Raw genomic sequence first — 22186 nt, 5'->3', positions numbered from 1 at the left:
CACCACACCTTAGGGGGAGCGGGGTCGATCAGTTGTCTGGTTGCCCTGCTCAGTTGCTGGGCTGCTCCGCCACGGCCTTCTCGACGAACCGGCGGGTCTGATCGAACGCCGCGGGCACCTGGACGGAATCGGTCATGTCACTGATCTCGGACCACCGTTCGGCGACGACCTCGGGGGAGAGTGCGCCTTCGGGGATGTAGACGCCCTGCGACTCTTCCATGCGAGCGATCGCGAAGACGCCGGCGCCGGCGCTGAGGATGGTCTTCGTCGGTGCGTCATCGGAGACCATGAACAGTGCGCCGGGTGAAATCGATTCGGGTGCAAGCAGAGCGAGAGTCTTCTCGTCGAGGAGGTCTTCGGTCATGCGGGTCGCGGCGGTCGGGGCCAGCGAGTTGACGCGGATGCCCTTGCGTTCGCCCTCGATGGCGAGAACGTTCATCAGGCCGACGACGCCGGACTTCGCGGCGCCGTAGTTCGCCTGGCCGAAGTTGCCGTAAATTCCCGATGCCGACGTAGTCATGAGGATGCGTCCGTAGTTCTGTTCGACCATGTGCGGCCAGACTGCCTTGGAACAGATGACGGAACCCATCAGATGCACGTCGATGACTTTGCGGAAGTCGTCGAGCTCGGCCTTGATGAACGACTTGTCGCGCAGGATTCCGGCGTTGTTGATCAGGATGTCCACGCGGCCCCACTTGTCCACGGCCGTCGCGACCATGGCGGCAACGGCGTCGACGTCGGTGATGTCGCAGTGGTCCGCGATGGCCTCGCCGCCCAGCTCGACGATTTCCGCCACGACTTTGGCGGCTGCGGTATCAGCGCCGCCACTGCCGTTGACCGAGCCACCCATGTCGTTGACGACGACGCGTGCGCCGCGTGCGGCGAGGGCCAATGCGTGTGAACGGCCGAGTCCGCCGCCTGCGCCCGTGATGATCGCTACCTTGCCGGAAAAATCCAACGACATTGGAAAACCTCTCTGATCTGGGATACTACTCAGTATTACTATGCGATGGCGTGGAAACAGTCAAGGGCCGGCAGGCAGTGTGAATGGGAGTGGAAGTCGAATGAGTAGTGATCTTCCGGACGTGCGATCCGCGATCATCACCAGCGCCGCCGACGCCTTTGCCGAAGACGGTTACGCGGCCACGACTGTAGATTTACTGGCCGATCGAATCGGCGCCACCAAAGGTCTTGTCTACTATCACTTTCGTTCCAAGTTCGACATCTACCTGGCAATCTACGAGCGCGGGATGAGCCTGCTCCGCGCTGAGGTCGAGTCTCGGATGGGCGGGGCAGAAAGCGGCCTCGCGCGTCTCGAAGCGATGTCGCACGCCCACCTGGTCAATCTCATGACACATCTCGGGTACCACCACACGATTCACCAAGGTGTCCGGGGCCAGATGAACTCCGCGCTCAAGCCGAGGCAACAGCAAGTCCTCGTGGAACTGAATTCGCTGCGACTCGACTACGAGAATCTGTTCGTCGACGTGATGACCGAAGGCGTCGCGGATGGTTCCATTCGCGTGGGCTCACCTCGGATGGCGGCAAAAGTACTCCTGAGCAGTCTCAACGGCATCGACCTCTGGTACCGAAGGCGTGAAGGGCAGACGTTGGCGGAGACGGAGTCGTTGGCGGACCAGATCGTCGAACTGTTGATCGGCGGATTGCGCGCTGCGAACTGACTGAAAGCTGCATTCGTCGAGCGGGTTTCCTCCGACCGGTTCGTGCTGTCCTGCGGCTTGTCGTTCGGTTTGTCGTGCTCTGGCAGTCGGGGTAGCATGTTGGCGTCGTGCGCGGACTTGCGTGGGAATTCAGGGAAGAGGAGGTGTGGCTGTAATGCGTGGCCAACCTCCGAGTACCAACTGAAGCTGTAGCCGCCCGGGTTGATCCGGTATTTTGCTGCAGCTTCATCGTGTGTTCATCGGCTTCGGCTTTGCTGTGAAGCAAGCGTCGTCGTTCACCTTCCCTCGAAAGCTGTTCAGCATGCGCGAATTTCGTCGTTCACGTTCGGTACTGCCACGTCGTTCCGCGGGTCTCGGTGACTCACATCCCGGACACTCGCGTGCCGCACGCACCGTCGTCAAGGCTGCCCCGCCCGAGGCGGTGGCGCCCGTCGAATCGACCGTCGTCAACAGCGGTGTGTACCGCGACGGCGAGCGGATAGCGTCGCCGTCCACGCTGGCGGAAGCACTGTCATGCCTTCCGGATTCGCAGTCGATGGCGTGGATCGGCATGTACCGGCCCGACGACGCCCAGTTGTATGCCGCTGCACAACATTTCGACCTCCACGAACTGGCGGTCGAGGATGCGATCGTCGCGCACCAGCGCCCCAAGCTCGAGCGCTACGGCAAGACACTGTTCGTGGTGCTGCGTGCTGCGCGGTACCGCGACGAGACCGAGCGGGTCGAATTCGGCGAGTTGCACATCTTCTGTGGTCCGAACTTCATTCTGACCGTCCGTCACAGTGAATCGCCGGATCTGTCGGCGGTGCGGACTCGCATGGAGAACGATCCTGACCTGTTGCGGTTGGGTACCGAGGCCGTTCTCTATGCCATTCTCGACGCAGTCGTCGACGGGTACGCCCCGGTGGTGGCCGGCCTGCAGAACGACATCGACGAGATCGAAACCGAAGTATTCAGTGGCGATCCCGGAGTTTCGCGTCGCATCTACGAATTGACCCGTGAGGTGATCGAATTCCAGCGGGCGACTCGTCCGCTGCTGGGGATGCTGCGTGGGTTGTCGGCAGGGTTCGACAAGTACCACACGGACGAGGAGCTCCAGCGTTACCTCCGCGACGTCACTGACCATGCGACGACGGTGGTGGAGCGGGCCGACGGCTTTCGTCAGTTGCTCGGAAACATCCTCACGGTGAACGCAACTCTGGTGTCGCAGAACCAGAACGAGGAGATGCGCAATCTGACGCAGGCGAGCTACGCGCAGAACGAGGAGATCAAGAAGGTCTCGGCGTGGGCGGCAATTCTCTTCGCGCCGACGCTCATCGGAACCGTGTACGGAATGAACTTCGACGACATGCCGGAGCTGCACTGGCACTTGGGCTATCCGTTTGCACTCTCGATGATGTTCCTGACGTGTGGAAGTCTCTACACGATCTTCAAACGTCGGGGCTGGTTGTAGAAAGCGTTGGTGTAGAAAGCGCTGTGCGCCTTGACAACCGAGATCGGTTGTCAAGGCGCACAGGTGTTTTTCGGGAGGGCGCTCGAATCAGAGCGTTGCGACGCAGACCGTGAACTTACGTTCCGGGTGCTCGAATCCCGAGTCTGCCCCCGAACCGCATTCGTCGATCGACGTGGAGTTCTGCAGAATTTCGACGACCTCGACGACGTTGGTGCCGCTGGTATCCGAGCATTCGATGCGGGCGGGCTCGTCCATTCCGCTGCCGAGGTCCATGCATCCGCCGACTACCCAGTCGACGTCGAGACAGACAGCGCCCTGCTCGTCACCCGCGAGGGTCTCGTAGTAGTACGAGTCGACATCGGAGGCACACTGATCAGAGGTGGGAACCTTGGCGACCACCTTGTAGTTGGAATCCTTGCTACCGCAGTCCGCGTTGTCGATTTCCGCGGCCGTCGTGGTACCGCCGAGTTTGACGCAATCACCGATCGACACGTCGATGTCGACGTCGCCGCCATCGTCCGAACCCTCCTGGCCGGTGATCTTCGAGGTGGTCGGGGCTGCGGAGGTAGTGGTCGAATCGGCAACCGAGGAAGATGATTCCGCAATGGCTTTCGGCTCGATGTCGGAACCGCAACCGACGGTGAAGGCGGCGATTGCAGAAGTTGCGATCACCGCAGTGCAAAGTCGCCGGACGATTCCGGACATAAGGACCCCTTTGTTGATTCTTGGATAGTTCTGTTGGTTCGTGGATTGTTCGGGACCTATTCCAATACATCGGTAGTCGAATTGCCAACCGGACTGTCACTATGGGTAGGTGGAGCTACCCCTGATGCCGCCGCTCGCCCCGATGCTCGCGAAGGCTGCGGCCACTGTGCCGCCTCAGCCCGAGTCCGGTGATCCGACGTGGTCGTACGAGCCGAAATGGGACGGGTTTCGAGCAATCATCTTTCGTGACGGTGACGAAGTGGTGCTCGGGTCGCGAGGAGGAAAGGACTTGGCGCGGTACTTTCCCGAAGCGGTGGAAGCCGTCAAGTCTGAATTGCCCGAAAAATGTGTGGTGGACGGAGAACTGGTGGTTCCCCGTGAGATCGACGGTGTGACGCGCCTGAGTTGGGAAGCGCTCTCCGAGCGGATTCATCCCGCCGCGAGCCGCGTCGCATTGTTGTCGGAACAGACGCCAGCGCAATTTGTCGGGTTCGATTTACTGGCGCTCGGGGATCGCGACGTCTCGATCGAGGACTTCGGGGTCCGACGTGTACTGCTCCTTGATTGCGTCGGTGGCGGGCCGAGTTGCCACGTCACGGCAGCGACGGCCGACAGCGCCGAAGCAATGGCCTGGTTCGAAACCTTCGAAGGCGCGGGTCTCGACGGGGTTGTCGCCAAGAAGCTGGCGGGACCGTACCTGCCGAACAAGCGCGAGATGATCAAGGTGAAACACGCCAGGACCGCGGATGTCGTACTGCTGGGCTACCGTCCCCACAAGAGTCAGCCAGGTATCGGGTCGATGCTTCTTGGTCTGTACGACGGTTCCGAATTGAAGATGGTCGGTGGCGCTTCTGCTTTCACCGCGGCGCGGCGGATCGAGTTGTTGGCCGAACTCGAACCTTTGCGCCTCGGGGACGACGTTGTAGCCGAGGGAGAGGCCAGCCGGTGGAGATCGGCCGCAGACCGCTCCTGGATTCCGCTTCGTCCTGAGAGGGTGCTCGAAGTGGCGTACGACCAGATGGAAGGGGAACGCTTTCGGCACGCCGCACGATTCCTGCGCTGGCGTCCGGACAGGGTGCCCGACGAATGCACATTCGATCAGTTGGAGGTTCCGGTGCGATACGACTTCGCGGATGTTCTTGCAGGTGGTAAGTGATGGCGAGCCCGGCAGAGGAACTGGACGTCGACGGGATCGCGGTCCGATTGTCGAGCCCGGACAAGATCTACTATCCGCAGTTGGGTGAGGACGGCGGAACCAAACGGCATCTTGTCGAGTACTACCGAACGGTGGCGCTGCAGGGTGCAGCGTTGCGGGCGCTCCAAGATCGGCCCACGCATCTTCAGCGATTCCCCGACGGCATCGAGGGCGAAGAGGTTTACCAGAAGCGGCTGCCGGCAAAGCGGCCCGAGCACGTCGAATCCTGCGAGGTCACGTTCCCGTCGGGTCGCAAGGCCGACGTCCTTCGAGTGCGAAGTGCTGCGAACATCGTGTGGGCCGCCAATCTCGGGACTGTCACGTTTCATCCCTGGGCCGTGCGGTGCCCGGACACCGACCACCCGGACGAACTCCGCATCGATCTCGATCCGCAACCGGGGACCGGGTTCGACGAGGCCGTTGCCATCGCGGACGAGGTCCTTCGCCCTCTGCTCGCCGAGTTGGGATTGGAAGGATTTCCCAAGACGTCCGGTGGCCGAGGCCTTCACGTCTACATCCCGCTCGAGGCGCGCTGGGATTTTGTCGAGGTCCGCCACGCGGGTATCGCCCTCGCCCGTGAAGTCGAACGTCGTAGTGCCGATCGCGCCACAACCGCGTGGTGGAAGGAAGAGCGGGGTGAACGGATCTTCATCGACTTCAATCAGAATGCCCGTGACCGGACGATCGCGGCGGCGTATTCCGCTCGTAAGACGCCGATCGCAACTGTGTCGACGCCGGTGACCTGGGACGAACTGCGCGACGTGCATCCAGACGACTGCACCATCGCCACGGTTCCCGGCTTGCTCGCCGATCGTGGTGATCCGATGGAAGCCATGCACGACAAGGCCTTTGCCCTCGATGTTCTGTTGGAGATGTGGGAGAAGGATCTGGCGGCAGGACTGGGCGATCTGCCGTACCCGCCGAACTATCCCAAAATGCCCGGTGAACCCAAACGTGTTCAACCGAGCAAGGACCGCGATCGGAAGAACAAAGACGGGTAGCGTCAGAGGCGGACATATCGGGTAATTCGATCAGACGTCGAATGTACGGTCACGTCGAATGCACTGTGGGGGTTGGATATGGATCGCCGGAAAATGCGAGCAGCAAGCTTAGCGGCGGGTGGCGTGATTCTTGCCGCCTTCGGATTGTCACTCGGTAGCGGAACAGCGTCGGCCGCGACGTTGGATTGTTCGGCGCGCGGCCAAGATCAGACGATCGTCGACGGGTCATCCGCATGCCGAGCGGTGGCAGATCCCTCCAGTTACGGGATTTCACACGTGGAGGGCGATGGCGTCGGCGTCGCCGATTCGCGAGACGGTGGCCGGTCGGCGGGCGTCGGACTCTTCGGCGGCGTTGCTGCAGCGGAGTCGCGCGGTGGGCTGCTTGCCGCCGTCGCGTACGGCCCGGGTTCGCTCGCACTCGGTCGCACCGACTCCTCACCATTTGCCGTCGTGCTTAGTGGGCCTGGTGGCAGAGCGGCAGTGGGTGACGCGGACGTCGGGGCGATCTGCTCAGGTGGTCCCACCCTTGTTTTCAATATCGCCACAGGTCAGGGATGTTTCAGCGACGGCACTTCGACGTGGGTCACCCCGTGAGGGCACCCCGGCCCTGAGCCTCTTGCGTGACAGTGGTCACAATGGTGTCAAGCTCCTGCCACCGATCGGGTGACCGGGCAACTTGATCAGCGGGGATCGGAGGACGCGATGACTCCCAGTGCACGACGGGGTTCGCTCGCCCGGGTGGAGGTGCCTTCGCGCACCGAGCTGTACGTGGACCGGCGATTCCTTCCCTTGGCCGACCGCTTTTTCGCGATGTATCGCCAACCGCAACAAGGTGGCGGCGCTCTCGTCGTGTACCTGGGCGGTGAGAAAGTGCTCGACATCTGGGCCGGCAATGCCGATCGTGATCGGCGCTGGGACCACGACACGGTGTCGCTGTCGTTCTCGACCGGCAAAGGCGTCGCCAGCACCGTCGTTCACCGACTCGCCGAACGTGGGTTGATCGACTACGACGCTCCGGTTGCTCGGTACTGGCCTGAATTCGCGGCGGCCGGCAAGGACACGATCACCGTCCGCGAACTGATGTCACATCGCGCGGGCCTTCACCGAGTTCGCGGCTTGATGCCGCATCCCCTCGACCTGATGGATTACGACGCGGTCGTTGCCGCCCTGGCTGCCGAGAAACCGGATCCGCGTCGGCTTCGAGGCCCCGGCTATCACGCTGTGACCTACGGCTGGTTGGTAGCCGAACTTGTGGCCAGGGTGTCCGGTCAGCCGTTCATCGACGTCGTACAAGCGGAGATAGCGAAGCCCCTCGGAGTCGACGAATTCTGGTACCGCGTACCGGAAACCGAGCGTCCACGGATCGCGAAGCTGTTCCCACATATCAACCCTGCCGGCTTGAACTGGGCCTTCGCGTCGACCGTGCTCTCACACGTCGGTCCGACTCGCGGACTCGCGGAGGCCGCGATGCCGGACGGTTTCGACGTCATGGTGCGCAACCCGGCTGTCCACGACGCCGTCATGCCGGGCTGGAACGGAGTGTTCAGCGCGCGTGCTCTCGCGAAGATGTACGGCGCCATCGCGAACGGCGGCGTGATCGACGGGAAGCGGTTCCTGAAGGAATCGACCATCGACCAGATGTCGACCATCCAGACTCGCGATCGGGATTACGTGCTGGCGGTGCGGCCCAACTGGACTCTCGGTTACCACCCGCCGATCATTGCCGCGCGGCGGCAGCCGCGGAATGCGATAGGCCACTACGGAGTCGGCGGTTCAGGCGCGTATGCGGACCTGTCCAGCGGACTCTCGCTCGGTTTCACCACCAACAGGTTGGGTAGTGCTGTGACAGCTCTCGGTGATCTTCGCCTTGCGAGGCTCGGCGCCGAGGCGCAGGAGTTGGTTCGTCGAATCTGACACGAAGGGAATGCCATGAGCAGCAACGTGTACCGGGTGACCGAGATCGTCGGCTCGTCCACCGAGAGCAGTGACGCGGCAATTCGCACCGCCATCGCCCGGGCGAACGAGACGGTGCGCAACCTCGAATGGTTCGAGGTGGTGGAAACTCGCGGTCACATCGAGAACGGCGCCGTGGCGCATTTCCAGGTCACGTTGAAGGTCGGCTTCCGGCTCGACGGCGACGAATCTTGAGTCGTCGTTCATGAGTGTTGATCTCAGGGCGGCCGTCGGGTTCATGGCGGGACATGCCAGAACTCTCGATCGGCATCGACTGAATTTGATTCTCGGACAGGGTGACCGGACCGCGGCATTGGCGGCAGTGGACAGTTATCACAACCCGGACGGTGGGTACGGCTGGGGACTCGAACCGGATCTTCGCTCGGCATCGAGCCAACCTGGCGGCGCGCTGCATGCCTTCGAAGCCTTTGCCGACATCGGAACGCCGACGCCCAGAGCGGTCGAACTGTGCGACTGGTTGCAGACCAATTCGCTGGCAGACGGCGGTTTGCCGTTCGCCTTCCCGATCACCGACCCGGCCGGTTGTGCGCACTTCTGGGTGGATGCGGATCCGTTGGCGCCGTCGTTGCAGATCACCAGCATCGTGTGTGCTGCAGCGGCTCGCGTTGCCGAATTCGACGAGGCCGTCGCCGAACATCCGTGGTTCGCCTCTGCCGTTCGATATTGCCTCGACGCGATCGACGGGGCGGATTCTCTGCATGCCCTCGAGCTGGCCTTTGCCTTGCAGTTTCTCGACGCGGTTCACCGGAACAGTCCCGAAGCGTCGTCGTTGGTGAGCACTCTTGGTTCGCGTATCCCGGCTGACGGCTTGGTTCACGTGGACGGGGGAGCCGAGGGCGAATTCATGCGGCCCCTCGATTTCTCACCGCTTCCCGGCGGCCCGACCCGCGCGTTGTTCGACGCATCAGTGATCGAGTCCGAACTGTCTGCGCTCGCTGCGCGACAACATGGCGACGGCGGTTGGGCGGTGGATTTCGACAGCTATTCGCCCGTCGCGGCGTTGGAATGGCGAGGTCACGCCACCGTGCAGGCGGTGTGGCTGCTGAAGCGCAATGGGGTGATCTGAAAACGATTCTCGCGCCAAATTGGAACACGTTATAGTCTGGGAACCAGTTCGAGCTTCGTGTTTCAGGGATAGGGGAATGTCATGGCGTATGTGATCACGCAGCCGTGCTGCAACGACGCCTCGTGTGTTGACGTGTGTCCGGTCAATTGCATTCACCCGACACCGGACGAAGCCCCGTTCGCGACCACCGAAATGCTCTACATCGATCCCGACACCTGCATCGATTGTGGTGCGTGTGTGGACGAATGTCCGGTCGAGGCGATCTTCCCGGACAACGAACTCGACGAGGACGACGCGCCGTACCTGCAGATGAACGCGTCGTACTTCGAGAAGCATCCGATGGGCCCGGATTGGCCCGAGCCGATCACGATGGCCAAGATCGATCCCGAACTGGGAACGCTGAAAGTGGCGATCGTCGGCTCCGGCCCGGCCGCCTGCTACGCGGCGATGGAACTGACCGGCAAGCCTCGCGTCGAGGTCGACATGTTCGATCGACTTCCCACTCCATACGGTTTGGTGCGCGCCGGCGTGGCGCCAGACCATCCCGGAACCAAGGGGGTCACCGATCAGTTCCGCGCCGTCGTCGCGAAGAAGACTGTGCGCTGCCACTTCAACGTCGAGGTGGGCACCCACATCTCGCATTCGGAACTCTTGGACCATCACCACGCAGTGATCTACGCGGTGGGTGCTGCCGGGGATCGCAAGCTCGAGATCCCGGGCGAGGATCTGCCGGGAAGTCACGCCGCCACCGAGTTCGTCGCCTGGTACAACGGCCACCCGGGATATGCCGATCGGACTTTCGATCTGTCCGGCGAGCGAGCGGTGATCGTCGGAAACGGCAACGTCGCACTCGACGTCGCACGCATCCTGGTGACCGACCCTGACCAGCTTGCGAAGACGGACCTCGCCGAGCACGCATTGGAAGCGCTGCGGAACAGCAAGATTCGTGAGGTGGTCATTCTCGGGCGTCGTGGGCCGGCGCAGGCCGCGTACACCAATCCCGAACTGTTGGCGCTCGGACAGATGGCGAACGTGGACGTAGTCGTCGACCCGATCGAAGCCGAACTCGACGAGGCCAGTCAGGCGTTCGTGGACAGCGATGCCGCCGAGCCGTCCGTCCTGCTCAAGGTCAAGCAGGCGCAGGAATTTGCTTCGCGTACCGCAGATCCTTCTCGCAAGCGGATCGTTCTCCGGTTCCTCACCTCTCCCGTCGAGGTCCTCGGCGACGGTGCAGTCTCACAGGTGCGGATCGTGAAAAACGAATTGGTGGCAACGCCGACCGGTCAGCTCTCCGCCCGGCCTACCGAGACCGAGGAGACGATCGACACTTCACTGGTGCTTCGGTCGGTCGGATACCGCGGCACACCGATGGCCGACTTGCCCTTCGACGACGCTCGCGGCGTGATCCCCAACGAGAACGGCAGAGTAATCGACACCGAGACCGGCACGCCGATCCCGGGTGTCTACGTCGCGGGTTGGATCAAGCGCGGACCGACTGGCGTGATCGGCACCAACAAGTACTGCTCCGCCGAGACCGTGTCGATGATCTTCGACGACTTCGCTGGTGGGCGCCTCGCCACCCCGACCGAGGATGCCGACAAGTTGCAGGTTTTGTTGGCAGACCGGTCGCCGGATCAGGTGGACTATCAAGGTTGGCAGCGGATCGACAAGGCAGAACGCGCATCCGGTGCCGCAACCGGACGACCGCGAACCAAACTCATCTCCATCGAATCCATGTTGGCGGCTGCCCGCAGCGACGGATAGCAACGTTTGGGCGAACATCCGAATTGCTCGATTGCCGCTTTTGTGTGTTAATGACTATGGAAATGTGCGGTTTGCTCTCTTCGGCGTGCTCGGGTGTGTAGGTGTGCTCCGAGCGGGTGCGTCCGAATGGTGCATCGGCATCGGTACCAGGCGGGTATCGATGCCGGCCGCGCACGATCCACGTGAGTACGTGGTCATTCGAGCGAAGGTAGTGACATGGGCAGCAAAAAGGGTCGTCGGACGTCACGGGTTGCCGTGGCAATCGTCGGAGCAGTGGCCGCCGGCCTCGCTCTGGCCGGACCCTCCGCGGCTCTTCCGCTCTTTCCCGGTGGACCCGACATTCCGTTGCCCGTGATCCCCGGCGTTCCGTACCTCGACCCGGCAATTCCGGTTCCGGGCATCCCGGGTACGCCGATCCAGGCGCCCATCGGCGTCCCCAACTTCTCCGCTCCGTCGCTCAATCCGTCTGCGGGTGAGACCGTCGGTATCGCGCAACCGATCATCATTCGATTCAACGAGGCCGTCGGCGACCGTGCGACGGCCGAACGCGCGATTCGCGTGACCACCGATCCGCCGGTCGAGGGCAGCTTCTACTGGATCAACGACAGCCAGGTCCGTTGGAAGCCGACACAGTTCTGGCCGGCGAACATCTCCGTGACCGTCGACGCCGGTGAATCGCACTCCACGTTCAACATCGGTGATGCGCTCGTCACGGTCGCGGACGACAACACCAAGCAGGTCACGGTCACCCGCAACGGCGAGGTCGTGCGCACCATGCCGACGTCGTTCGGCAAGCCGGGCCACGAAACACCGAACGGCACGTACATCGTCGGCGAGCAGTTGCGCGACATGTACATGGATTCGTCCACGTACGGCGTTCCGATCGATTCTCCCGAGGGGTACCGCACCTACGTCGAGTACGCGACGCGAATTTCCTACAGTGGCATCTTCGTCCATGCAGCTCCGTGGTCGGTTGCGCAACAAGGTTTCACCAACGTCAGCCACGGCTGCCTCAATGTCAGCACCGAGGATGCCAAGTGGTTCTTCGAGAACGCTGGCAAGGGCGACCCGGTGATCGTGCAGAACACCGCAGGTGGAGTCCTCAGTGGTGCCGACGGATTGGGTGACTGGAACCGCTAGAGCTCGTCGACGAAGGCCCTGTGCGAGAAGTATTCGCGCAGGGCCTTTTTCGTGTCGCGTTCAGCTCGAGTGTCTTGTACGTTCACCATTCATTCGTTGCGGGCGGTCAGACTGCCTCAGTGAGATCGAGTCCGGAAAGAACGCTGCCCACTTCAGGCAAGCCAGGTCTGTGGGGCAGACCATGGCGTGATTACGCGCTCTTCGCGCTCTTGGTCGGCCCCAATCTCGCGTTGCTGATCTTGTTCACCTATCGCCCGCTGGTGGACAACATCCGACTTTCGTTCTTCGACTGGAACATTGCGGACCCGAAGGCGACGTTCATCGGGCTGAGCAACTACCGCGAGTGGTTCGGACGAAGCGACACCTGGCAGATCGTCACCAACACAGTGATATTCACGTTGGTTACCGTGGCGGGTTCGATGGTCATCGGTTTGGCCTTGGCCATGCTGCTCGATCGCAAGCTCGTCGGGCGAAACCTGGTCCGGTCGGCCATCTTCGCGCCGTTCGTGATCTCCGGTGCAGCGATCGGTGTCGCGTTTCAGTTCGTCTTCGACCCCAACTTCGGCCTGATCCAGGATCTCCTGCACCGTGTCGGACTCCAATCGCCCGACTTCTATCAGGATCCCCACTGGGCGCTGTTCATGGTGACGGTGACATACATGTGGAAGAACCTCGGGTACACGTTTGTCATCTATCTCGCTGCACTGCAAGGAGTTCGGCAGGAGTTGAACGAAGCCGCCGAAATCGACGGTGCCAAGCCGTGGACCAAGTTCCGCCGGGTTCTCCTACCTCAGTTGCGCCCGACGACGTTCTTCCTCTCCATCACCGTCATGCTCAACTCGCTCCAGGTCTTCGACATCATCAACGTCATGACCCGTGGTGGCCCGCTGGGTACAGGGACGACGACGATGGTCTACCAGGTGTACAACGAGACGTTCCGAAACTTCCGGGCGGGCTACGGCGCGACGGTTGCCACCATCATGTTCTTGATCCTGCTGATCATCACCGTCTACCAGGTTCGTGCCATGGATCGGGGAGAAGAGAAATGACAGCGGTAGAGGAAAAGAAAAGCGCTGCTCCGACTTCCGTCGTCCGGCCCGGGCCGGATCGCAAGAACGTGGACCGGCGTGAGGTCGGTGTGAAGATCCTCGGCTACGCGGCAATGGTGATCGCCTTGGTCATCATCGTCCTGCCGCTCTACTGGATCGTGATGACCTCGTTCAAGGAGCGCCCGGAGATCTACACGCAGCCTGCAACGTGGTGGCCGTCATCGCTGCATCCCGAAAACTATTCGGAAGCAACCACATCGGTCCCGTTCTGGATGTTCTTGCGGAACTCGATAGTGATCACGACGATACTGTCCGCGGCGAAGTTCGTTCTGGGGACTCTCAGCGCCTATGGGCTGGTGTTCCTGCGCTTCCCGGGGAAGAACTTCGTCTTTCTCGGCATCATCGCCGCATTGATGGTTCCGAACCAGATCACCGTGATCTCGAACTACGCGCTCGTGGCAGAGTGGGGCTGGCGTAACACGTTCCAGGGCATCATAGTTCCGCTCGCGGGTGTAGCCTTCGGTACGTTCCTCATGCGCAACCACTTCCTCTCGATACCTTCGGAGATCATCGAGGCAGCGCGGATGGACGGCGCCGGCCACTGGCGGCTTCTCTGGCGCGTGGTGCTCCCCGTTTCCGGGCCCACGATGGTGGCGTTCGGCATCATCACGGTGGTCAACGAATGGAACGAGTACCTGTGGCCGTTCCTCATGTCCGACGATTCCTCGGTGGCGCCGCTGCCGATCGGATTGACCCAACTGCAGAACAACGACGGACTCACCAACTGGGGTCCCGTCATGGCAGGAACGGTACTGACGATGCTACCGATCCTGGTGATTTTCCTTCTGCTGCAACGACACATGATCAAAGGCCTCACCTCCGGTGCGGTCAAGGGCTGACAGCTTTTCCCGTCACATTTCTTTCTCGAGGAGCAGTAATGGCAAACATGAACAGGCGCGGATTTCTGAGCCTCGGCGGTGCAATCGCCGCCGGCGCAGCACTGACCGCATGCGCGGGATCCGGTGGTTCCAGCGCTGATGCTGCGGGAACATCCGGTGCGTCGGGTGATTCCAACACCATCACCTTCTGGTCGAACCACCCGGGTAAGTCCACCGATGTGGAGAAGGAACTGATCAACCGCTTCCAGACCAAGTACCCGGACTTGAAGGTCAACTTGGTGGACGGCGGCAAGAACTACGAAGAGGTGGCGCAGAAGTTCAACGCTGCCCTCTCCGGCGGAGATGTTCCCGATGTGGTTGTGCTGTCGGATGTCTGGTGGTTCAACTACGCACTTGCCGGGGCAATCGAGCCGCTCGACGGACTCTTCTCCGAGGTGGGCGTCGACTCGGCCGACTACGTCGATTCGTTGCTCGCCGACTACCTGTTCCAGGGCAAGCACTATGCGCTTCCCTACGCGAGGTCGACGCCGTTGTTCTACTACAACAAGGCGGTCTGGTCGCAGGCCGGACTTCCCGACCGTGGGCCTGCAACGTGGCAGGAGTTCGACGAGTGGGGGCCTGAGCTGCAGAAGGTCGTGGGCAACGGCAAGTTGGCACACGGGTGGGGCAACGCGAAGGATTACCTCGGCTGGACCTACGAAGGCCCCATCTGGACCTTCGGCGGATCGTACTCCGACCAGTGGAATCTGCAGCTCGACAACGAGAAGACCATTGCCGCAGGGCAGTTCCTCTCCAGCATGATTCACGACAAGAAGTACGCCGCGGTTTCCACCGACATCGCAAACGAATTCGGTACGGGCATCCTGGCGTCGACCATCGCGTCGACGGGTGACCTGTCCGGCATCAAGAAGACTGCCAACTTCGACTTCGGCACCGCTTTCCTCCCGGCAGTGGACGGAACTCCCGGTTGCCCCACCGGCGGTGCCGGGCTTGCCATCCCGTCCAAGATCTCCGATCAGCGTAAGAAGAACGCGCTCAAGTTCATCGACTTCATCACCAATGGTGAGAACACGGCGTACTTCTCGCAGAACGTCGGCTACATGCCGGTCCGCAAGTCGGCAACCTCGGAGCCGAGCATGAAGGCGTTCCTCGACGCGAACCCCAATTCCCGTACCGCTGTGGATCAGCTCTCGCGTACGCGCTCGCAGGACTACGCACGCGTGTTCGTCCCGGGTGGGGATCAGATCATCGGCACCGGACTCGAGCAGATCGCTCTCCAGAAGGCCGACGTCGCATCGACATTCGCCGGCGTTGCCACGCAGTTGCAGCAGATCATCGACCGGCAGATCACCCCCAAGCTGCCGAAGTAGTAGGAGAGAACACTCATGGCCAACGTGCAATTCGCGGGAGTCACGCACCGCTACGAAGGAACTGATCGACCGGCAGTCGACCGTCTCGACCTCGACATCGCCGACGGTGAGTTCCTGGTACTCGTAGGACCTTCCGGTTGCGGTAAGTCCACCAGCCTGCGAATGCTCGCCGGTCTCGAGTCCGCGTCGGACGGTCGGATCGAGATCGGCGGCACGGACGTCACGCACCTCGCTCCGCGAGCACGTGACGTCGCCATGGTGTTTCAGAGTTACGCGCTGTACCCGAACATGACCGTCGAGCAGAACATGGGTTTTGCGCTCCAGAACGCGGGAGTAGGAAAGGCCGAGCGACGGGAACGGGTACTCGAGGCAGCACGGATGCTCGAGCTCGAACCGCTGCTCGGACGTAAACCGGCCAAGCTGTCCGGTGGGCAACGCCAGCGAGTCGCCATGGGTAGAGCCATCGTTCGCCATCCCAAGGTGTTCTGCATGGATGAGCCGCTCAGCAATCTGGATGCCAAACTACGCGTCAGCACACGGTCGCAGATCGCCGCCCTACAGCGTCGACTCGGCACCACGACGGTCTACGTCACCCACGATCAGGTCGAGGCGATGACGATGGGGGACCGCGTGGCGGTGATGCTGGACGGTCGCTTGCAGCAGGTGGCGAAGCCGCGCGAACTCTATGACAACCCCGTCAACACCTTTGTGGCCGCCTTCATCGGATCGCCCGGCATGAACCTGATCGAAGCGCCGGTCGAGGGTACCGTCGCAGTGCTCGGTGACCTGCGGATTCCGCTGCCCACCGGGGCGTCCGAGCGGGAGCGGGTCGTCGTGGGAGTGCGCCCGGAGTCGTGGGATCTGGTGGGCGCGTGGCGAAAGGGCTCGCTGGCCGTGGATGCCGACCTGCTCGAAGAGTTGGGAGCCGAATCGTTCGTGTACGCGAAAGGCTCACCGGATTGCCAGTGGCAGAGCCGATCCGGTCGAATCGTCATTCGCGTCGACCGGAAGATGTCGGTGGCGCCGGGGGAGCCGCTTCATCTGTTGCCCAAGGCCGGCGAGGTGTACTTCTTTTCCGCGGAGACCGGAGTACGTCTGTAGCGATACTGTGTGCGGCATGACCGTCGCACGTTCGCTCTTGCTGTTCGTACTCGCCGCGCTGCTCGAAATCGGGGGCGCGTGGTTGGTGTGGCAGGGAATTCGCGAGCACAAGGGATGGATCTGGGTAGGGCTCGGCGTCATCTCGCTCGGCCTCTACGGTCTGGTCGCCACCATGCAACCCGATGCGAACTTCGGGCGCATCCTCGCCGCGTACGGCGGGATCTTCGTCGCAGGTTCACTGCTGTGGGCGGTGGTGATGGACGGATTCCGCCCGGATCGTTTCGACATCGCCGGTGCGCTGATCTGTCTGGTCGGCGTCGGGGTGATCATGTACGCCCGGTAGGCCTTCGGCCCCGTGCGCGCTCAGGGAGTCCAGGGGGTCCTCGAGCGCGCACAGGGGCATGCCCCTGCTACCAGATCTTCACACGCTTCTCCGGCTCCAAATACAGTGCGTCACCGGGCTTGACGTCGAACTCCTCGTGGAACGTGTCGAGGTTGCGGACGACGCCGTTGCACCGGAACTCCGGCGGCGAGTGCGGGTCGACGGCCAGACGGCGAAGCGCTTCGGCCTCACGGGCCTTCGTGCGCCATACCTGCGCCCACCCGAAGAACACGCGCTGCAAGCCGGTGAGTCCGTCGATGACCGGAGGTTCGGTACCTTCGGTCGCGATCTTGTACGCCGCGATCGCGATCGACAGCCCGCCGAGGTCGCCGATGTTCTCGCCGATCGTGAACTCGCCGTTGACGTGGTGGCCCGGCAGTTCCTTGGGCTCGAACTCGTTGTACTGCTCGATGAGAGCCTTTGTGCGCTTGCCGAATTCGCTGCGGTCCTCGTCGGTCCACCAGTCGACCATGTTGCCGTCGCCGTCGTACTTGGCGCCCTGATCGTCGAACCCGTGACCGATCTCGTGGCCGATGACGGCGCCGATGCCGCCGTAGTTGGCAGCGTCGTCGGCTGCCGCGTCGAAGAACGGCGGCTGGAGAATGGCTGCGGGGAAGACGATTTCGTTCATGCCCGGGTTGTAGTAGGCGTTGACGGTCTGCGGCGTCATGAACCACTCGTCACGGTCGACGGGGCCGCCCAGCTTGGCCAGGTCACGGTCGTACTCGGCGGCGTATCCGCGACGGTAGTTGCCCACCAGGTCGGTTGCCGAGATCTCGAGTCCGGCGTAGTCGCGCCACTTGTCGGGGTAACCGATCTTCGGGGTGAACTTCTCGAGCTTGGCCAATGCAGCCTCACGAGTCTGCGGGCTCATCCACTCGAGGTCGGAGATGTTGCGGCGGTACGCCTCCTGCAGGTTTGCGACCAGTTCCAGCATGCGGGTCTTCGCCTCTGCGGGGAAGTGTCGATCGACGTAGAGCTTGCCGACGGCCTCGCCGAGCAGATCCTGGACCAGGCTTACCCCGCGCTTCCAGCGCTCACGGTTCTCTTCGGTCCCGGACAGTGTGGTGCCGTAGAAAGCGAAGGTCTCGTCGACCAGGGCCGAATGCAGGTAAGGGGAGCGGGCATGAAGCACCTTCCACGCCGCCCATGCCTTCCAGTCGTCCAGTGACTCCGACGCCCAGAGTGCGGTGAAGGTGTGCAGGAATTCGGGCTGGCGGACCACGATCTCGGCGAACTTCTCCGAATCGGCGCCGAGACCGGACAGCCATGCCGCCCAGTCCAAACCGGGGTTCTGCTCGGTCAGTTCCTCGAAGCCCACCAGGTTGTAACTCAGATCTGCGTCACGACGCTTGACGACGTCCCAATGCCCGGCCGCGATCTTCTTCTCGAGCTCGAACACACGCTGGGCGTCGTAGCCGACGCCGGCGAGGGTGAACATCTTGTCGATGTGCGCGACGTACTTCTCGCGGATCTCCGCGTAGTTGTCCTCGCGGTAGTACGACTCGTCGGGGAGGCTGATTCCCGACTGGCTGAAGTGGATCAGGTACCGCTCGGAGTTCTTGGCATCGGTGTCGACGTAATGCGAGATGGCACCACCGACGCCGACGCGCTGGTGGCGTCCGATCACGGTGGCCAGCGACGACCGGTCCGGCGCATCGGCGACGGCGTCGAGCTCGTCGTCGATGGGGCCGAGGCCTGCGGCCTCCACGGCGTCGGCGTCCATGAAACTCGAGTACAGGTCGCCGATGCGCTGTGCATCGGTACCGGCGGCCGAGTTGGACTCCGCGGCTTCGGTGATGATGGTCTGTACGTCTTCTTCGGCCTTGTCGTAGAGCGTCCGGAAGGCCCCGTCGACTGCGCGGTCTGCCGGAATCTCGTATTCGGCGAGCCATTTTCCGTTGACGTGGACGAACAGATCGTCCTGCGCCCGTGTGTCGCCGTCGAGGTGGGTGAGGTCGATGCCTGAGCGATGAGCCGTGGTCATTTCTCCATCCTTACACGATCATGACGAACTGCTCGGTGTGTGCGCGATCGCTCCACGCCGAGTTCATCTCTTGTGCTGGGCAACGTCGGTATGGCATGGCACGATCGAATACGTGACCAGCAGACCTGCCGCAGATCCGCACCTGCAGGACCTCGCGCGACTACGACGTGTGCGAGACCGTATCGACCGGGAGTACGCGCGGCCTCTGGACGTGGAGGCGCTCGCGCGGGGAGTGAACATGTCTGCGGGGCATCTCAGTCGCCAATTCCGTCAGGCATACGGAGAACCGCCGTACGCCTACCTGATGACCAGGCGAATCGAGCGAGCGATGGCGTTACTGCGGCGCGGAGACCTCAGTGTCACGGACGTCTGCTTCGAGGTCGGTTGCAGCTCGCTCGGCACTTTCAGCAGCAAGTTCACCGAATTGGTGGGGGTTCCGCCCAGTGTCTATCGGCGCGAGGCCGAGCAGTCGACGGCAGGAATGCCGTCCTGCGTGTCCAAACAAGTCACCAGACCGGTCAGGAATCGAGAAGCGCAGACCCCACAACCGCAATTAACGTGATCGCCATGGACATCACCATTCACTCGAGTTTCCTTCCGCAGGACGACCCTGAAGCCGCCCTGAACTTCTATCGCGACACGCTCGGCTTCGAGGTTCGCAACGACGTCGGTTACGACGGGATGCGTTGGATCACGGTGGGGCCGCCCGGCCAGCCCGGCACCTCCATTGTGCTGCATCCGCCGGCCGTCGATCCCGGAATCACCGACGAGGAGCGCCGCACCATCATCGAGATGATGGCCAAGGGCACCTACGGCGGACTTCTCCTGGCCACCAAAGATCTGGACGACACGTTCGAGCGGCTTCAGGCCGGCGACATCGACGTCGTCCAGGAACCGACCGAGCAGCCGTACGGCGTTCGCGATTGCGCCGTCCGGGACCCAGCGGGAAACCTGATCCGTATTCAAGAACTGCGCTGAGCCCGTCAACTGCGCTGAGCCCGTCAACTGCGCTGAGACCGTCGGCGATCGACTGACAGATGGAGACACGATGACTGCCTTGCACACCGCAGACAGCCACGATTTGATCCGCGTGCAAGGCGCGCGGGTGAACAACCTCGAAGACATCAGTGTCGAGATCCCGAAGCGGAGGCTGACGGTATTCACCGGCGTCTCCGGTTCGGGGAAGAGTTCGCTGGTGTTCAGTACGATCGCCGCGGAATCGCAGCGGATGATCAACGAGACCTACAGCGCTTTCGTTCAAGGATTCATGCCGACGCTCGCGCGGCCGGACGTCGATGTTCTCGACGGCCTGACCACCGCGATCATCGTCGATCAGCAGCGGATGGGAGTCGACCCGCGCTCGACCGTCGGAACCGCCACCGACGCCAACGCGATGCTCCGCATCCTGTTCAGCCGTCTCGGAAAGCCTCACATCGGTTCGCCTCAGGCGTTTTCGTTCAACGTGGCCTCGATCTCCGGAGCAGGCGCGGTCACGATGGAACGCGGCGGACGTCAGACGAAAGAGCGTCGCAGCTTCAAGATCACCGGCGGCATGTGTCCGCGGTGTGAGGGGCGAGGGGCGGTCAACGATTTCGATCTGACCGCGTTGTACGACGACACCAAGTCGCTCAACGAGAGTGCGATCACGGTGCCCGGTTACAGCATGGAGGGTTGGTACGGCCGGATCTATCGCGGCTGTGGTTTCTTCGATCCCGACAAGCCGATCAAGAAGTACACCAAGAAGGAACTGAACGATCTGCTCTACAAAGAGCCGACCAAGATCAAGGTCGAAGGCATCAACCTGACGTACACGGGTCTGATTCCGCAGATTCAGAAGTCGTTCCTGGCCAAGGACGTCGACGCGATGCAGCCCCACATCCGGGCGTTCGTCGAGCGGGCGATCACGTTCACCACCTGCCCCGAATGTGACGGGACGCGACTGAGCGAGGGGGCGCGGTCGTCGAAGATCAAGGGCGTCAACATCGCCGACGCCTGCTCGATGCAGATCAGCGATCTCGCGGAATGGGTCAGCGGACTGAAGGAGCCTTCGGTCGCGCCGTTGCTCACGACGCTCGGTGAAACGCTCGACTCGTTCGTGGAGATCGGACTCGGCTACCTCAGTCTCGATCGGCCGTCGGGAACCCTCTCCGGCGGTGAAGCTCAGCGCACCAAGATGATTCGTCACCTGGGTTCCTCGCTCACCGACATCACGTATGTTTTCGACGAGCCCACCACCGGCCTGCATCCGCACGACATCGCGAGGATGAACGACCTACTGCTGCGCCTGCGCGACAAGGGCAACACCGTGCTCGTGGTCGAGCACAAGCCGGAGACGATCGTGATCGCCGACCACATCGTCGACCTCGGTCCGGGTGCGGGTAGCGCCGGCGGAAACGTCTGCTTCGAGGGCACCGTCGAGGGCCTTCGTGCCAGCGACACCGTCACCGGCCGTCACTTCGACGACCGGGCCGCAATCAAAGAGACCGTGCGGGAGTCCACCGGAGCAATCGAGATTCGTGGAGCGAACGCACACAACCTGCAGGACGTCGACGTCGACGTACCGCTCGGCGTCCTGGTCGTGGTCACCGGTGTCGCCGGGTCGGGCAAGAGTTCGCTGATCCACGGCTCACTCGCGAAACGCGAAGACGTGGTGTCGGTCGATCAGAGCGCGATCCGCGGCTCGCGTCGGAGCAACCCGGCGACGTACACGGGGCTGCTCGACCCGATCCGCAAGGCATTCGCGAAGGCCAACGGCGTGAAGCCGGCGCTGTTCAGTGCCAACTCCGAGGGCGCCTGCCCGACGTGCAACGGCAACGGCGTCATCTACAGCGACCTGGCGATGATGGCCGGCGTTGCCACTCTCTGCGAGGAGTGCGAGGGCAAGCGCTTCCAAGCCGAGGTACTCGAATACAAATTCGGTGGCAAGGACATCAACGAGGTTCTCACGATGTCGGTGGCCGAGGCCGAGGAGTTCTTCGGCGAGGGTGAGGCCAAGACCCTCGCTGCGCACAAGATCCTCGTCCGACTGGTCGACGTGGGGCTCGGATACCTCACGATCGGCCAGCCGTTGACGACGCTGTCGGGCGGTGAGCGTCAGCGCATCAAGCTGGCAACCCACCTGGGTGAGAAGGGCGGCGTGTACGTCCTCGACGAGCCGACCACCGGACTGCACCTGGCCGACGTCGAGCAGTTGCTCGGCCTGCTCGATCGACTCGTCGATTCCGGTAAGTCCGTCATCGTCGTCGAGCACCACCAGGCCGTGATGGCGCACGCCGACTGGATCATCGACCTCGGCCCTGGAGCCGGTCACGACGGCGGTCGGATCGTCTTCGAAGGCACTCCCGAGGAGCTCGTCGCAGACGGCTCCACACTCACCGGAAAGCACCTCGCGGCATACGTCGGCAGCTGACCGGGCTCC

General features: G+C 62.5%; 21 protein-coding genes. 18 read left to right on the top strand and 3 right to left on the bottom strand.

The genetic code is table 11. The features are described 5' to 3' along the window. Window positions 1-49: 49 nt before the first annotated feature. Window positions 50-964 carry an SDR family NAD(P)-dependent oxidoreductase gene (locus ACYP01_RS03765; protein ID WP_007731375.1) on the bottom strand — a complete coding sequence of 305 codons (915 nt, stop codon included), beginning with the start codon at window positions 962-964 and terminating at the stop codon, window positions 50-52. A gap of 100 nt (window positions 965-1064) precedes the next feature. Between ACYP01_RS03765 and ACYP01_RS03760 the strand changes: the two genes are divergently transcribed. Continuing rightward, the gene (locus ACYP01_RS03760) at window positions 1065-1682 is read left to right on the top strand and encodes a TetR/AcrR family transcriptional regulator (protein WP_003940047.1); all 618 of its coding nucleotides are present in this window, start codon (window positions 1065-1067) and stop codon (window positions 1680-1682) included. A 301-nt stretch (window positions 1683-1983) separates the two neighbouring features. Then, entirely contained in the window at window positions 1984-3135 is a 1152-nt protein-coding gene (locus tag ACYP01_RS03755; RefSeq protein ID WP_007731382.1) for a magnesium and cobalt transport protein CorA, read from the top strand. A gap of 87 nt (window positions 3136-3222) precedes the next feature. Here ACYP01_RS03755 and lppU read toward each other — a convergent pair whose 3' ends face one another. Beyond that, a complete protein-coding gene (gene lppU / locus ACYP01_RS03750) occupies window positions 3223-3840 on the bottom strand; it encodes an LppU family putative lipoprotein (RefSeq protein WP_019745226.1) in 618 nt (205 codons plus the stop codon). A 109-nt stretch (window positions 3841-3949) separates the two neighbouring features. Between lppU and ACYP01_RS03745 the strand changes: the two genes are divergently transcribed. The 13 genes from ACYP01_RS03745 to ACYP01_RS03685 all read left to right on the top strand — a co-directional run bounded on the left by ACYP01_RS03745 (window position 3950) and on the right by ACYP01_RS03685 (window position 16742). After that, window positions 3950-4996 (top strand): ATP-dependent DNA ligase, encoded by a 1047-nt coding sequence (locus ACYP01_RS03745; RefSeq protein ID WP_459678709.1) that lies wholly within the window; start codon window positions 3950-3952, stop codon window positions 4994-4996. Next, on the top strand, window positions 4996-6036 hold the full coding sequence (ligD, locus tag ACYP01_RS03740; protein ID WP_003940248.1) for a non-homologous end-joining DNA ligase: 1041 nt from the start codon (window positions 4996-4998) through the stop codon (window positions 6034-6036). Before ACYP01_RS03745 ends, ligD begins: the two co-directional genes overlap by 1 nt. Before the next feature lie 78 nt (window positions 6037-6114). Continuing rightward, window positions 6115-6630, top strand: coding sequence for a DUF6764 family protein (locus ACYP01_RS03735; RefSeq protein WP_459678708.1), 516 nt, complete (start codon window positions 6115-6117; stop codon window positions 6628-6630). 108 nt (window positions 6631-6738) lie between these two features. After that, a complete protein-coding gene (locus tag ACYP01_RS03730) occupies window positions 6739-7950 on the top strand; it encodes a serine hydrolase domain-containing protein (RefSeq protein WP_459678706.1) in 1212 nt (403 codons plus the stop codon). A 15-nt stretch (window positions 7951-7965) separates the two neighbouring features. Next, on the top strand, window positions 7966-8184 hold the full coding sequence (locus tag ACYP01_RS03725; RefSeq protein ID WP_003939815.1) for a dodecin: 219 nt from the start codon (window positions 7966-7968) through the stop codon (window positions 8182-8184). A gap of 10 nt (window positions 8185-8194) precedes the next feature. Beyond that, window positions 8195-9076 (top strand): hypothetical protein, encoded by an 882-nt coding sequence (locus tag ACYP01_RS03720; protein ID WP_459678705.1) that lies wholly within the window; start codon window positions 8195-8197, stop codon window positions 9074-9076. An 81-nt stretch (window positions 9077-9157) separates the two neighbouring features. Next, window positions 9158-10840: an FAD-dependent oxidoreductase gene (locus ACYP01_RS03715; RefSeq protein WP_209447948.1), complete on the top strand. Its 1683-nt coding sequence runs from the start codon at window positions 9158-9160 to the stop codon at window positions 10838-10840. Window positions 10841-11056: 216 nt separating this feature from the next. Next, on the top strand, window positions 11057-11980 hold the full coding sequence (locus ACYP01_RS03710; RefSeq protein ID WP_459678703.1) for a L,D-transpeptidase: 924 nt from the start codon (window positions 11057-11059) through the stop codon (window positions 11978-11980). A gap of 74 nt (window positions 11981-12054) precedes the next feature. Beyond that, complete coding sequence (locus tag ACYP01_RS03705; protein ID WP_042925052.1) at window positions 12055-13029, top strand: carbohydrate ABC transporter permease; 975 nt, start codon at window positions 12055-12057, stop codon at window positions 13027-13029. Next, window positions 13026-13928: a carbohydrate ABC transporter permease gene (locus ACYP01_RS03700; RefSeq protein WP_097386916.1), complete on the top strand. Its 903-nt coding sequence runs from the start codon at window positions 13026-13028 to the stop codon at window positions 13926-13928. The genes ACYP01_RS03705 and ACYP01_RS03700 overlap by 4 nt, the downstream gene beginning before the upstream one ends. Window positions 13929-13966: 38 nt before the next feature. After that, window positions 13967-15298 carry an ABC transporter substrate-binding protein gene (locus ACYP01_RS03695; protein WP_003940485.1) on the top strand — a complete coding sequence of 444 codons (1332 nt, stop codon included), beginning with the start codon at window positions 13967-13969 and terminating at the stop codon, window positions 15296-15298. Window positions 15299-15313: 15 nt separating this feature from the next. Further along, the gene (locus ACYP01_RS03690) at window positions 15314-16399 is read left to right on the top strand and encodes an ABC transporter ATP-binding protein (protein ID WP_054827077.1); all 1086 of its coding nucleotides are present in this window, start codon (window positions 15314-15316) and stop codon (window positions 16397-16399) included. 16 nt (window positions 16400-16415) lie between these two features. Continuing rightward, window positions 16416-16742 carry a YnfA family protein gene (locus ACYP01_RS03685; RefSeq protein ID WP_003940244.1) on the top strand — a complete coding sequence of 109 codons (327 nt, stop codon included), beginning with the start codon at window positions 16416-16418 and terminating at the stop codon, window positions 16740-16742. Window positions 16743-16809: 67 nt separating this feature from the next. Here ACYP01_RS03685 and ACYP01_RS03680 read toward each other — a convergent pair whose 3' ends face one another. Further along, on the bottom strand, window positions 16810-18768 hold the full coding sequence (locus ACYP01_RS03680) for a M13 family metallopeptidase (RefSeq protein WP_007731407.1): 1959 nt from the start codon (window positions 18766-18768) through the stop codon (window positions 16810-16812). Window positions 18769-18880: 112 nt separating this feature from the next. Here ACYP01_RS03680 and ACYP01_RS03675 point away from each other — a divergent pair, with 112 nt between their 5' ends. The 3 genes from ACYP01_RS03675 (at window position 18881) to ACYP01_RS03665 (ending at window position 22177) form a co-directional block, all read left to right on the top strand. Further along, window positions 18881-19330 carry a helix-turn-helix transcriptional regulator gene (locus ACYP01_RS03675; protein ID WP_218747751.1) on the top strand — a complete coding sequence of 150 codons (450 nt, stop codon included), beginning with the start codon at window positions 18881-18883 and terminating at the stop codon, window positions 19328-19330. Window positions 19331-19335: 5 nt separating this feature from the next. After that, window positions 19336-19746: a VOC family protein gene (locus tag ACYP01_RS03670; RefSeq protein ID WP_003940539.1), complete on the top strand. Its 411-nt coding sequence runs from the start codon at window positions 19336-19338 to the stop codon at window positions 19744-19746. 70 nt (window positions 19747-19816) lie between these two features. After that, a complete protein-coding gene (locus tag ACYP01_RS03665) occupies window positions 19817-22177 on the top strand; it encodes an ATP-binding cassette domain-containing protein (RefSeq protein ID WP_459678699.1) in 2361 nt (786 codons plus the stop codon). Window positions 22178-22186: the final 9 nt, after the last annotated feature.

The sequence above is a fragment of the Rhodococcus sp. no. 34 genome (assembly GCF_054589475.1).
The sequence above is the reverse complement of the archived record's forward strand: the minus strand, read 5'-3'. Positions and strand labels throughout refer to the sequence as shown.